At 63.3% G+C, this 12,405-nt stretch carries 9 protein-coding genes; 7 read left to right on the top strand and 2 right to left on the bottom strand.

Going from position 1 to position 12,405, the window contains the following annotated elements:
* Positions 1–2: 2 nt before the first annotated feature.
* On the bottom strand, positions 3–899 hold the full coding sequence (locus CAL26_RS07375) for a LysR substrate-binding domain-containing protein (protein ID WP_094846281.1): 897 nt from the start codon (positions 897–899) through the stop codon (positions 3–5).
* A 91-nt stretch (positions 900–990) separates the two neighbouring features.
* On the opposite strand from CAL26_RS07375, the gene CAL26_RS07370 reads away from it, so the two are divergent.
* From CAL26_RS07370 to CAL26_RS07350, 5 genes are read left to right on the top strand one after another with little or no spacing between them, the layout of a single operon-like run.
* The gene (locus CAL26_RS07370; RefSeq protein ID WP_094846280.1) at positions 991–1,659 is read left to right on the top strand and encodes a haloacid dehalogenase type II; all 669 of its coding nucleotides are present in this window, start codon (positions 991–993) and stop codon (positions 1,657–1,659) included.
* Between the two features lie 2 nt (positions 1,660–1,661).
* Positions 1,662–2,936 carry an NAD(P)/FAD-dependent oxidoreductase gene (locus CAL26_RS07365; protein ID WP_094846279.1) on the top strand — a complete coding sequence of 425 codons (1,275 nt, stop codon included), beginning with the start codon at positions 1,662–1,664 and terminating at the stop codon, positions 2,934–2,936.
* A 54-nt stretch (positions 2,937–2,990) separates the two neighbouring features.
* Positions 2,991–3,941, top strand: a complete 951-nt coding sequence (locus CAL26_RS07360) for an ABC transporter permease (RefSeq protein ID WP_094846278.1) — start codon at positions 2,991–2,993, stop codon at positions 3,939–3,941.
* 17 nt (positions 3,942–3,958) lie between these two features.
* Positions 3,959–4,801 (top strand): ABC transporter permease, encoded by an 843-nt coding sequence (locus CAL26_RS07355; RefSeq protein WP_094846277.1) that lies wholly within the window; start codon positions 3,959–3,961, stop codon positions 4,799–4,801.
* Positions 4,798–6,471 carry an ABC transporter ATP-binding protein gene (locus CAL26_RS07350; protein WP_094846276.1) on the top strand — a complete coding sequence of 558 codons (1,674 nt, stop codon included), beginning with the start codon at positions 4,798–4,800 and terminating at the stop codon, positions 6,469–6,471. The genes CAL26_RS07355 and CAL26_RS07350 overlap by 4 nt, the downstream gene beginning before the upstream one ends.
* Positions 6,472–6,536: 65 nt before the next feature.
* Here the strand turns inward: CAL26_RS07350 and CAL26_RS07345 are convergent, their stop codons facing one another.
* Positions 6,537–8,063, bottom strand: a complete 1,527-nt coding sequence (locus CAL26_RS07345) for an ABC transporter substrate-binding protein (RefSeq protein ID WP_094846275.1) — start codon at positions 8,061–8,063, stop codon at positions 6,537–6,539.
* A 281-nt stretch (positions 8,064–8,344) separates the two neighbouring features.
* On the opposite strand from CAL26_RS07345, the gene CAL26_RS07340 reads away from it, so the two are divergent.
* Together CAL26_RS07340 and CAL26_RS07335 are read left to right on the top strand one after the other, a co-directional pair.
* Complete coding sequence (locus CAL26_RS07340; protein ID WP_094846968.1) at positions 8,345–10,399, top strand: hydantoinase/oxoprolinase family protein; 2,055 nt, start codon at positions 8,345–8,347, stop codon at positions 10,397–10,399.
* 3 nt (positions 10,400–10,402) lie between these two features.
* A complete protein-coding gene (locus tag CAL26_RS07335; protein ID WP_094846274.1) occupies positions 10,403–12,403 on the top strand; it encodes a hydantoinase B/oxoprolinase family protein in 2,001 nt (666 codons plus the stop codon).
* Positions 12,404–12,405: the final 2 nt, after the last annotated feature.

The following is a 12,405-nucleotide window of genomic DNA, read 5'->3' as shown; positions in this document are numbered from 1 at the left end:
CGCTAATCGCAGCAGCCGCGCAGGCCTACGGCGAAGGACTTCGCCAGCATGTTGACCGGGCTGTTCAAGGGATAGACCAGGTGAGTGGAGAACTCGATCCTGGGCGTGAAAGGCCGGATGGCCACGCGGTCGGCATAGGATTTAGCCACCAGCGGATTGGCAATGCTCACGCCCATGCCGCGCGAAACCATGTGGCATATCGCCGCCGCGAAATGGGATTCATAGGCGAGTATGCGACGCTCTTCGCCGTCGATCAGGCAGGCATCGTCGATCTGCTTGCGAGCGATATCGCTGGATTTCAGGGACAGGAATTTCTCTCCCACCAGATCGCGCGGCGTGATCGTCTTCCTGCGCCGCGCCAGCCGATGATCCAATGGCGCGATCAGGACGCCCACGTTACGCTGCAGCAATTCCGATTCCACCCCGGTGGCGTTGAATATCTCCGAGGCAACGCCAACATCGGCATAGCCGCTGGCAACCCACTGGCATACCGTCAACGAGTCGGTGACCTGCAGCGTGACGTCGACGTCCGGATACTGCTGCGCAAACACGTTGATGGCCTCCGGCACCACGGCAATGGCCATCGACGGTACGGACGCAAGGCGAAGACGGCCTGCGCCCCGACGCCGTATGGCCGCGGCTGCGTCCTCCAGGCTGCGCATTCCGGCGAAAGTATGTTCAACGTCACGGAAGAACACCTGGCCTTCCAGCGTCGGAATCAACTTTCCCGAATGCCGATCGAACAGCTTCAATCCGATACGACGTTCGAGCTCGCCGATCACCCGGCTGACGTGCGGCTGGGAAGTGTGCAGCTCTTTCGCAGCCTGGGTCATCGAACCGGAGAGCATGACGGTGCGGAAGGCCTGGATCTGGCGAAAGTTGAGCACGGGCGACCCCATATCAAAAATGTATGCCCCGCGAGTATATCCGCATTTGTTTTCTCCAAGGCCGGTTCTTAAACTTTTCCTGCCTCCCTCCCTTGGACACACCATGAGCCTCTTCACGCCGAAATACATTACGTTCGATTGCTACGGCACGCTGATCTATTTCGAAATGGCGAACGCCGCCGCGCAGCGTTTTTCCGACCGTGTGCCCGCCGAACGGATGAAGCAGTTCACCGACGTGTTCGCGGCGTATCGCTTCGATGAAGTGCTGGGCGCGTGGAAGCCTTACCTCGATGTCGTCGACAACGCCATCCGGCGCACCTGCGAGCGTTGCGGCGTGGAATACCGGGATGGTGACGGCAAGTACATCTATGACCTTGTTCCCACCTGGGGCCCCCATGCCGACACCGCGGCTGGCCTGCGCAAGGTCGCGCGGGAGTTCCCACTGGTGGCGCTGACCAACGCCATGGACGCCCAGATTCCCCATAACATCGAGCGGATCGGCGTGCCTTTCCATGCGGTCTATACCGCGCAACAGGCGCAAGCCTACAAACCCCACATGCGGGCCTTCGAGTTTATGCTCGACCAATTGGGCTGCGGCCCGGAAGACATTCTTCATGTGTCGTCCAGTCTGCGGTACGACCTGATGACGGCTCACGACATGGGGATCCGTCACAAGGTGTTCGTGGCACGCGGACACGAGCCGTCCACCCCGTACTACGGCTATACCGAAATCCGAGACATCGGCGGACTCGCCGCCGTCGTCGGACTCTGATCATGAAATTCGAGCCCTATTGGCTGGCCACGGCTCCGGCGTTCGAGGCGGGCACCGCCGGCGATCCACCCACCCGCGCCGATGTCGTGATCGTGGGCGGCGGATTCACCGGATTGTCGGCAGCCCTGACCCTCGCTCGCGCAGGCATCGACACTGTGCTGCTGGAATCCGGGCGTATCCAGGGAGAAGCATCCGGGCGCAACGGCGGCCACTGCAGCCCGGGCACGGCCCAGGGGCTGGCCGAACTCGTCGACAAGTACGGCGCCGAAACCGCGACGCGCTACTACCGAGCCTACGACGACGCCGTCGATTTCGTCGAGCGGGTCGTGGCCGAAGAGCAAATCGCCTGCGATTTCGTGCGCCGGGGAAAGATAAAGCTCGCCAGCAAGGCCACCCACGTCGCCGGGCTGGCCCGCAACTACGAAGCGCTGCGCAGCCATCTCGACCTGCACGTTGAATTGCTGTCCGCCTCCGACGTGCGACGCGAATTGGATACGGACCAGTTCCACGGCGGATTGCTGGACCCGCGCGCCGCGCAGATGCACATGGGCAAGTTCGGCACCGGCCTTGCCACGGCCGCGGCCCGACGCGGCGCCCGCATATATGAACACACTCCGGTGACTGGCCTGAACCCGCTGGGCGGAGACCGGTTCCGGGTTACCACAAGCCGTGGCGACATCGAAGCGGGAAAGGTTCTGCTGGCCACCGGCTGTTCCAACCATGGTCCCTTCGACTGGTGGCAGCGGCGCGTCGTGCCGGTGGGCAGCTTCGTCATCGTCACCGAGCCTGTTCCCGGCCTTCTGGACAGGACCTTGCCGAATCGCCGCAATTATGTGACGAGCCTGAATTTTGGGAACTACTTCCGGCCCACCGCCGATCATCGCCTGGTATGGGGCGGTCGCGCGCGCTTCGCGCGCAGCAATCCCGCCTCCGATGCCAAGAGCGGCCGCATCCTGGAAGCCGGCCTGGGGCGCCTGCTCCCCGCGCTGAAAGGCGTACGTATCGACTACTGCTGGGGTGGCCTGGTAGAGGCCACGGCTGACCGGCTCCCATCCGCTGGCCAGCATGAAGGTCTCTATTACGCCATGGCATACAGCGGCCACGGCACGCAGATGTCCGTCTACATGGGCAACTTGATGGCGGACACGCTCATGGGCCGGCGAAGGGTAAACCCGTGGGCACGCCAGAACTGGCCCGCGCTACCGGGCTACGCCGGCAGAACCTGGTTCCTGCCTGTCATCGGCGCCTACTACCGCGTCAAGGATCTGCTGTATTGAATCCAGGCGGCGCGGCCCGCATCGTCCCGACAACCGAAAGGATAAATATCACTTATGAATGGCCCGATCCTGCGTCTGATCGGTCAACGCATCGGCGTTGGGCTGCTTACGCTCTTCCTGGTCTCGGCATTGGTATTCTTCATGGCCAGTCTGCTTCCCGGCGACGCCGCGCAGATGTCGCTGGGCCAATCCGCCACGCCTGAGACCGTAGCGGCACTGCGGCACACGCTGGGACTGGATCAGCCCGCGCTCTGGCGCTATGTGAAGTGGGCGACGGGCCTGGCCACAGGCGATTTCGGGATTTCATACGCCAACGGCATGGCCGTCAGGGACATCGTGCTTCCTCGCGTTCCCAATACCCTGACATTGGCAGCCGTCGTCACGATGGTTTCCGTGCCCGTGGCCCTCGTCCTGGGCATACTGGCGGCGATGTACCGCGGGTCGCGGCTGGATCGGATCATCGCGCTTTCGACCATGTCCATCGTCGCCGTGCCGGAGTTCCTCGTGGCCACGCTTGCCGTATTGATTTTCGCGGTCAAGCTGCATTGGGTCTCCGCCCTGTCCTTCGGGCCGACGGGCACGGGCCTGGGGGCCTTCCTGCGGAGCTACAGCTTGCCGGTTCTTGTACTGTGCTGCGTAGTGGTCGCGCAAATGTCACGCATGACGCGAGCCGCCCTGATCAACCAGCTCGATGCGCCATATATCGAAATGGCCGCGCTGAAAGGCCTGCGCATGACGCGGGCGGTCCTGCGGCATGCGCTGCCCAATGCCGTCGGGCCCATCGTCAACGCGATGGCGCTGAGCCTGTCTTATCTGCTTGGCGGCGTGATCATCGTCGAGACGATCTTCTCCTATCCCGGGCTGGCCAGCACCCTGGTCGATGCCGTCAGCAACCGCGACCTGCCGGTCGTGCAGTTCTGCGTGATCTTCTTCAGTGCCTGCTATCTGCTGTTGTTGATGATCGCCGATATCTGCACGATCGTGCTGAACCCGAAACTGCGCTGAGGCGCGAAGGCAGGACTATGGCTATCCGACCCTGGCGCTTCTTTCTATCCCTGTCCGGTACCGGCCGGCTGGGCCTTTGTCTCACCACGATGTGGCTGGTCATCGCCATCGTGGGCCCCTGGATCGCACCCTACAGCATCACCGACTTTTCCGGCGGCGAGATATTCGGCTCGCCGAGCGCGGCCTTCCCGCTGGGAACCGACTATCTGGGACGCGACATGCTGAGTCGCATTCTTTACGGCGCGCGCTACTCGATCGGACTGTCACTGGCCGCCACCGTGCTGGCCAGCACCACGGGAACGCTGTTGGCATTGCTGTCCACGGTCGCGGGCAGATGGTTCGAGGAAATCATGAGCCGCCTGGTCGACACCCTGCTCGTCCTGCCCAGCAAGATTCTGGCCCTATTGATGATCGCCATCTATGGGTCATCCCTGCCAGTCCTGGTACTGACCGCCGCGGTGACATATATGCCGGGCGCCTATCGGATCGCCAGGTCGCAGGCGGTCGGCCTCAATGCCATGGAATACGTTACGGTCTCACGGCTGAACGGCGAAAGCCATGTATATATCGCGTGCCACGATATTCTCCCCAACATGATCCATCCCATGCTGGCGGACTTCGGCTTGCGCTTCGTTTTCAATGTGCTGATGCTCAGTGCCCTCAGCTTCCTGGGGCTGGGCGTCCAGCCGCCCGATGCCGACTGGGGCTCGCTCGTACGCGAGAACCTGTCCGGCCTGTCGACCGGTGCGTTGGCGATCCTGATCCCCGCATTGGCCATCGCCACGCTGACGATAGGGGTTAACCTGTTTATCGACAGCCTGGCCACCCGAAAATCAGCCGGACCGCGGGAGCAGGCATGACACAGGATCTGGTTTCGGTTCAAAACCTGCGGGTCGTTGCGCACGCCACGGCGTCGAGCGACACCACGATCGTCGACGATGTCAGCTTCAAGGTCGGCAAAGGCGAAGTGCTGGCGCTGATCGGCGAATCTGGTTCCGGGAAGACCACCATCGCGCTGGCCCTGCTCGGATACGCCCGCGGAAACTGCCGCATCGCGGGCGGCAGCGTCGTCGTCGGCGAGGTCGATATGGCCCGGGCGCCCGAAGGCCGGCTGCGCCGCCTGCGCGGCAACAAGGTCGCTTACGTGGCCCAGAGCGCCGCGGCTTCGTTCAATCCGTCGCTCAGCATCATGGACCAGGTGACGGAAAGCGTGCGCGTCCAGGGCATCATGCGGCCCAATGCGGCCCGGCGCAAGGCGGTGAACCTTTTTAGATCATTGGCGCTGCCTTCGCCCGAAACCATAGGCGATCGGTATCCGCACCAGGTATCGGGCGGGCAGTTGCAACGGCTGATGGCCGCGATGGCGCTGATGTCGGATCCCGAGCTGGTAATTTTCGACGAGCCGACCACGGCGCTGGACGTCACGACACAGATAGAGGTCCTGCTGGCGTTCAAGAAGGTCATAAAACAGCATCACATCGGGGCAGTGTATGTTTCGCACGACCTGGCCGTCGTCGCGCAGGTAGCCGACCGCGCCATCGTTCTGCGCAATGGCCGCGTGCAGGAGACTGGCGGACTGGACCAGATCATCGAGGCGCCCGTCCACCCTTATACGCGCAGTCTCATGGCCGCGGCCGCGCCGGTCGAGCGCTTGAACGATGCCGACGCGCACGCGATCGCCCAACAACCCCTGCTGCTTGAGGTCAAGGATCTGACAGCCGGCTACGGTCGCCGCAACCGCGACGGCATGCCGGCCGTCCCCATACTGCACGGTGTGGACATGACCGTACGCCGGGGCTCGACCATGGGTGTCATCGGCGAATCGGGTTCGGGCAAATCCACACTTGCCTACGTCGTCGCCGGCCTGCTGGCGCCCGCCGGCGGTTCGGTGCATTTCGATGGGCAACCGATCGCGGCCAGCGTGACGCAACGCGGCGCCGACCTGCACCGGCGCATCCAACTGGTTTTCCAGAACGCGGACAAGGTTCTGAACCCCGCCCATGACGTCGCCACCATCCTTTCACGCCCGCTGCTGCTCTTCAAGCGCTGCGCCAGGAACGAGGTTTCGCGCCGCATATCCGAGCTGCTCGACATGGTGAAATTGCCGGCGGACATCGCGCGCAGGCGGCCGGGCGAACTTTCGGGAGGCCAGAAACAGCGCATCAACCTGGCCCGGGCCCTGGCTGCGGAACCCGACCTCATCGTCTGCGACGAGGTGACCTCCGCATTGGATACCGTCGTGGCGGCCGCCATCCTGGATCTATTGGTGGAGCTGCGGCGCGCCTTGAACATGACGTACCTGTTCATCAGCCACGACATATCGACCGTGGCCACGACGTGCGACGACGTCACGGTACTCTACAAGGGCCGCAAGGTGGACAGCTGCAAGCGGACGGAGCTGTACGGCCAGGGACGTCACCCGTATACCAGCCTGCTGGTGGAATCCGTACCTGAACTAAGGCGCGGCTGGCTGGAGGACTCCTGCGCCCGAATCGACGAGCAGCGGTCCGCACTGCAGGCCGCGACCTGACAGGCACGCCACGGACGGCACAGGCATCCGTCGGGACGGGCCGTGCCGCCCACCGTCTCCAGCGCTTATGCCCGCCAGACCGCCTCGGCGAAGCGATATCCCATACTCATGCCGGAGGGGTTGGGCTTATAGCCGCGCACCTTCTTCGACACGCCGTCCAGGATCATGTCGAAAACCGGAATGACCGTCCCCGAGCTTTCATGGGCGAGAGTCTGCATGTCCCCATAGATCGCCTTGCGCTTCTGGAAATCCCCCTGCGCGCGCGCCGCATCCAGCAGCTGATCCATCTTTGGATCGATCCACTTCGCTTCGTTCAGGGGCGACGTCGAGGTGTAGAACAGCTCGAAGATCATGCCGACGTTCGGACGGTTGTTGATCGAACCATAAGTGATGGGGAACTTGCCCCAATATGTCGACCAGTACCCGTCGGTCGGCACCTGCTTGACCTTGAAGTTGAAACCCACCGCCGCGCCGAAGCCTTGCAGGAACTGCGCACCCTCGACTGAGCTGGCGATGCCTGGCTGGCAGATCACTTCCAGGGACTGGCCAGCCACACCGCTTTTCTTCATGTGGTACTTGGCCTTGTCCAGGTCGAACGGGCGTTGCGGCAAACCTTCCAGGTAATACGGGTCCCACGGCGCCACCGGGTGATCGTTGCCGATCAGGCCATAGCCGCGCATCACGTAGTCGACCATGCGCTTGCGATCCTGCATATAGCGCACCGCCGCGACGAAGTCCGGGTTGCTGGCGATCGGGTTGTCCTGCCGCAGGATCAAGTCGGTGTAAAGCCCCAGCTTGTTCACCACCAGATCCGTAGTATTGCTGCGCTTCACCTGATCGGCATAGCCATGGGTGACCAGGGAGCAGATATCGATGTCGCCCGCCAGCACCGCATTGACCCGCGCGGCGTTGTCCGGGACGCTGACGATTTCCACAGTATCCAGATGCGGCAATCCGGGCTTCCAATAATTGGGGTTCCGTTTGCCGGAGAATCCCCGCCCCGGCGTGAACGTGTCCACCATGAATGGCCCCGTCCCGACCGGTTTGGCGAAATCGGTAGCGCCGTTCTTGACGACAAGAAAATAACTGGCGCCCAACACGGAAGGGAAATCGAAGTTCGGGCGCACGAGCGTGATCGAAACCTCATACTTGCCGTTCGCCTTGACGTCGGCGAAATCCTTGGCGATCGAGAAGCCTCTCGACGCCGCCGCGGGGTCCTTGTGGCGTACCAGCGAATACACCACGTCATCGGCGGACAACTCGGCGCCATCATGGAACTGGACTCCCTTCCTGATCGTCACATGCCAACGTACGCCGTCGGTGCTTTCCAGTCGTTCGGCAAGCGCCAGGTCCGGAATCAAGGAATCATTGAACTCGGTCAGTGCATTGAAGATGCAGAACTGCTTGGTCCAGTCCCCGGAATGCGCGCCCTTGGCCGGATCCAGGGTGTCGGATACGGAGCCGTTCTGCACAGCGAACCGCACGTTGCCGCCCTTCTTGGGAGTTTCCTGGGCCCATGCGAACGACGGCAGGCTGGCAAGCGCACCGGCCGAGCCGCACATCGAAAAAAAGTCCCTTCTGGTGGTCTTCATCCTGTTCCCCTTGTCGCCTCTTGGGCTTGTGCCGATTAGTCGGGAAGGCGAAATACGGGCGAGATGCCGGATTCGACGCAAGTCCCGGAGACAAGCATAGGACCGTGCCGCCGCCGCCTCAAATTCGAATATCTGCGGGGGGCATACATTTCTGATATGCGCGGCGCCATCCGGACATACCGAAAATGTATGGCCTCCTGACGGATTCGAATTTGTCGCGGCATATCGCCCTACTTACACTGCCCGCTACCGTCAGGAATCGACATGGGGCAATGCAGAAAATGGGATTGAGAATCGGGGTCGACATCGGTGGCTCTTTTGCCGACTTCGCCGTCCTGGACGACGAAACGCGAACGATCCGCACGTTGAAAGTCTTCTCGCGTCCGGATGAGCCTGGGAGCGAAGTGCTGGCCGGCATGGCCAAGCTCGGCGAGCGCTACGGCATCGACCCGAAAGACGTCGCTTACTTCACGCATGGCACGACCGTCGGCGTCAATGCGGTGGTGCAACGGCGGGGGCTCAAGCTCGGCCTCATCACGACGCGCAATTTCGAAGACGTCCTGGATATTGCCCGGCTGAAGATTCCGGACATGTATCACCTGACCTCCAAACGCCCTGCTCCCTTGATCACGCGGGACCGCGTATTCGGCGTCATCGAGCGCCTTGCCGCAGACGGCACGGAAGAGACGCCCGTCGACGAGGCGAGCGTGCTGGCGGCGGCCAGCGCCGCGAAGGCCGCCGGCTGCGAGGGCATCGTGATCTCACTGCTTCATTCTTATCGCAATCCCGTACACGAAAAGCAGGTGCGGCAGCTCGTCGAAGCCGCGCTCCCCGGAATGTTCGTATCCTGCTCGCACGAGGTCTGGCCCATCATCCGCGAGTACGAGCGGACGCTTACCGCCGTCATAGGCGGGTATGTCCAGCCTCGGGTCGCGAACTACCTGACCAAGCTGCAGGGGGCGCTGGCGCAGGCAGGGGTAGGCGTCGACCTCAAGGTCACGAAGTCAAATGGCGGCGTGATGAGCGCCGAGTACGGCAAGAGCAACTGCGTGCAGATGATCCTGTCGGGCACGGCTTCGGGGGTGATCGGGGCCGCCTACGTTGCGCAGCAATGCGGCGTCAAGCGCTGCATGAGCCTTGACATAGGCGGTACGACCGCGGACATGGCCCTGATCATCGACGGTGAACCGCAATACGCCACCGGCGAATACATCGGCGATTTCCAGATCCATATCCCTTCGGTCTCGGTATCGTCGGTTGGCGACGGCGGCGGCTCCATCGCCTGGGTGGACCGCTTCGGCGTGCTGAAGGTCGGGCCCGATAGCGCGGGCTCCAATCCTGGACCCGTGTGCTACGGCCGGGGTGGCACGCAGCCGACCATTACCGACGCCTTCGCGGCGCTCGGCATCATCGGCGGGGCCGAACTCGGCTACAACGCGGTCAAGGTCGACGTCCGGGCCGCGCGCGACGCCATTGCGCCCCTGGCCCGGAAACTCGGCAAGAACCTGGGCGAAACCGCGGAAGCGATCGTGAATGTCTCGGTCTCGAGCATGTATGCCGGCGTCAGCCGCATTGTCTCGCGCTTCGGAATCGACCCCCGCGAGTTCACATTGATGCCCTTCGGGGGCGCCGGCCCGATGATGGCTTGCTATCTGGCGCGCGCCTTGAACGTCGGCAAGATGCTCGTTCCCACCACGCCGGGCGTACTGTCCGCGCTGGGCGGCCTTATCGCGGATCTGAAGAACGACTTCGTCAAGACCACCTACTACGACCTGACGCCCCAGACCCTGCAGGCCTTGGAGCGCGAGCGGGCGCTACTGGACGCCCAGGCGCGCGACTGGCTGGCGTCCGAAGGTGGCGATACAGGCAAGGCAGCCATCGCCATTTCGGCGGACATGCGCTATCGCGGCCAGTCGTTCGAGATCGACACGCCGCTGGATAGCGCATGGATACGAGACGGCGACATGGCCAGCATTGCCGCGGCCTTCCACGCGGAGCACCGCCGCCTGTACGGCCACAGCGATGCCGACGCCGCGCTGCAGATCGTCGCGCTGCGCCTCGTGATCACGTCGCGCACCCCCAAGCCCAGCTTGCGCGAGGTAGAACGCGCCGCGGGGATGCCGCAACCGATCAAGCACATGACGGTATGGATGGATGGCGAGAACCGGAACCTCCCCCTGTATCGCCGTACCGATCTGCTGCGCGGGCATCGTCTGGAAGGCCCCGCCGTCATCGCGCAAGACGACTGCACCACCACGGTCCTGCCGGGCTACATCGTCGACGTGGACGCCTACGGCAACCTGGAAATACAAGCCCGCGGTAGCGAGGAGCACTGACAAATGAGTTTCGACAAATCCACGCTGCAAATCTTCGCCAACTATTGCGTGGCCGCAGCGGAAAGCATGGCGTACACGCTGGTCCGGACCGCACACTCCGCGTTCATCAAGGAAACCGAGGACTTCTCCTGCACGCTGATGACGCCCCAGGGCCTGACCTTCGCGTCGCCCAAGACGCTGGGCGCGACCTGGTATCCCGGCCTGGACTTCAGCTCCGTTATCGAGATGGCCGGCCCGTACGAACCGGGCGACGTCGGCATGACCAACGACGCCTACAGTGGCTATGTCGCCACCCATACGCCCGACATCATGATGTGGAAGCCGGTCTTTCACGAAGGCGAGATCGTCTGCTATGTGGGCGGCCACGTACATAACACCGACATGGGCGGCGCGGTCCCGGCATCCCTGTCCCGAACCTTGACGGAAATCCACCAGGAAGGCATCCGCTTCATCCCATCCAAGATCGTGCGTGGCGGCGTACTGAACGAAGAACTGATGAGGACCATGGAGGTCAATGTACGGTCGCCGGAACAGAACCGAGGCGACCTGAACGCGCAGATATCCATGCTCATGACCGGCGAAAGACGTGTCCTGGAGATCATCGAACGGTTCGGCGCCGCGGCGTTCAAGGAGGGCATCCAGGCACTGCTGGACTACTCCGAGGAACAGGCTCGCGTACTGGTGTCGGATATTCCGGACGGTGAATACCGCTTTTCGGAGTTCGCCGACGAAGATTCTGTCAACGGCAAGCCCTTGCGCGTCGCGCTGTGCCTGCGCGTACGCGGATCGGAGCTGGAATTCGACTTCACCGGCAGCGATCCGCAACTGAATTCGTCCTTGAACATGCCGACGGGTGGCAAGGAAAGACACGTGCTTGCCCTGGTCGGCCTGAACTACGTGCTCTACACCCTGAACCCCGGCATCATGCTGAACGCCGGCATGATCCGCGTGGCGCGCTGCGTGCTGCCGGAAGGCACGGTGGTCAACCCGTTGCCGCCCGCCGCGGTGGGCATGCGCAGTCTCACATGCAAACTGGTGCAATACGCGACCATCGGCGCGTTCTCGCTTGCCCTGCCCGACCGCATGCCGGCGTCGCCGGCGGGCGGCATGAGCATCATGAACGTGCGCACAACCTCGAGCAGCGGCCACAACGTCATCGCAGCGATCGGTCCCGTGGGCGGAGGCGCCGGCGGCGCGCTCGACGGCGACGGCTCGGAAGCATCGGGCGCCATCGTGGCGTTCCTGCGCAACACTCCCGTCGAGATCAACGAAGCCGAAGTGCCGATACGGATCACGCGCTATGGCCTGGTGCCGGGCAGCGCGGGCGTCGGCAAGTTCCGCGGCGGCCTGGGCACCGCGATGGAGTTCAAGGTCTTCGCGCCCAACTCCATCGTGACCGCGCGCAACCGCGACAAGTCGCGCTTCGCGTCCTGGGGAGTGCTGGGGGGCAAAGCCGGTTCGGTGTCCAGGTTCCTGCGCAATCCTGGCACGGCGCGGGAAGAGAATCTGGGCGTCAACGATCTGATCCATTGCCAGCCGGGCGACGTGATCCGCCTGGAAGGATGCGGCGGCGGCGGCTACGGTCCCGCGCTCGAACGCGATCCGGAGAGCGTCGCGCACGACGTCCGCTGCGGATACGTGTCGGTCGAGTCTGCAAGGAACGACTATTTCGTCGTTGTGCGCGATGGTGCGGTGGACGTCCCGGCGACCGGTCGCCTGCGGGCCGCGCAGGGGAAGACGCCCGCCACCGAGGCCAGGCACTTCGACTACGGCCCGGGGCGGGACGAATTCGAACGTTCCTGGACGGAGGAACGCTATGGCGCACTGACGTCGGTGCTTGCCGACGTCCCCCCGAACTGGCGGCATTTCCTGAAGATCAGGATTTTCGATGCGCTGGAAGCCCGGGAACGACAGGGCACGGTCCCGCAGGGTCCCGCGGTGATCGCGGAGATCTTCGGCGAATTGAAAGAGCAATATCCGCAACTGCAGCCCGCTAATGCATAGCC

It is taken from the genome of Bordetella genomosp. 9 (assembly GCF_002261425.1).
GTDB lineage: Bacteria > Pseudomonadota > Gammaproteobacteria > Burkholderiales > Burkholderiaceae_B > Bordetella_C.
The sequence above is the reverse complement of the archived record's forward strand: the minus strand, read 5'-3'. Positions and strand labels throughout refer to the sequence as shown.

Excerpts from the sequence above, each read along its gene's own strand:
- CAL26_RS07345 (WP_094846275.1), bottom strand. The coding sequence starts at position 8,063 with ATGAAGACCACCAGAAGGGACTTTTTTTCGATGTGCGGCTCGGCCGGT.
- CAL26_RS07360 (WP_094846278.1), top strand. The coding sequence starts at position 2,991 with ATGAATGGCCCGATCCTGCGTCTGATCGGTCAACGCATCGGCGTTGGG.
- CAL26_RS07340 (WP_094846968.1), top strand. The coding sequence starts at position 8,345 with ATGGGATTGAGAATCGGGGTCGACATCGGTGGCTCTTTTGCCGACTTC.
- CAL26_RS07370 (WP_094846280.1), top strand. The coding sequence starts at position 991 with ATGAGCCTCTTCACGCCGAAATACATTACGTTCGATTGCTACGGCACG.
- CAL26_RS07335 (WP_094846274.1), top strand. The coding sequence starts at position 10,403 with ATGAGTTTCGACAAATCCACGCTGCAAATCTTCGCCAACTATTGCGTG.
- CAL26_RS07375 (WP_094846281.1), bottom strand. The coding sequence starts at position 899 with ATGGGGTCGCCCGTGCTCAACTTTCGCCAGATCCAGGCCTTCCGCACC.
- CAL26_RS07350 (WP_094846276.1), top strand. The coding sequence starts at position 4,798 with ATGACACAGGATCTGGTTTCGGTTCAAAACCTGCGGGTCGTTGCGCAC.
- CAL26_RS07365 (WP_094846279.1), top strand. The coding sequence starts at position 1,662 with ATGAAATTCGAGCCCTATTGGCTGGCCACGGCTCCGGCGTTCGAGGCG.
- CAL26_RS07355 (WP_094846277.1), top strand. The coding sequence starts at position 3,959 with ATGGCTATCCGACCCTGGCGCTTCTTTCTATCCCTGTCCGGTACCGGC.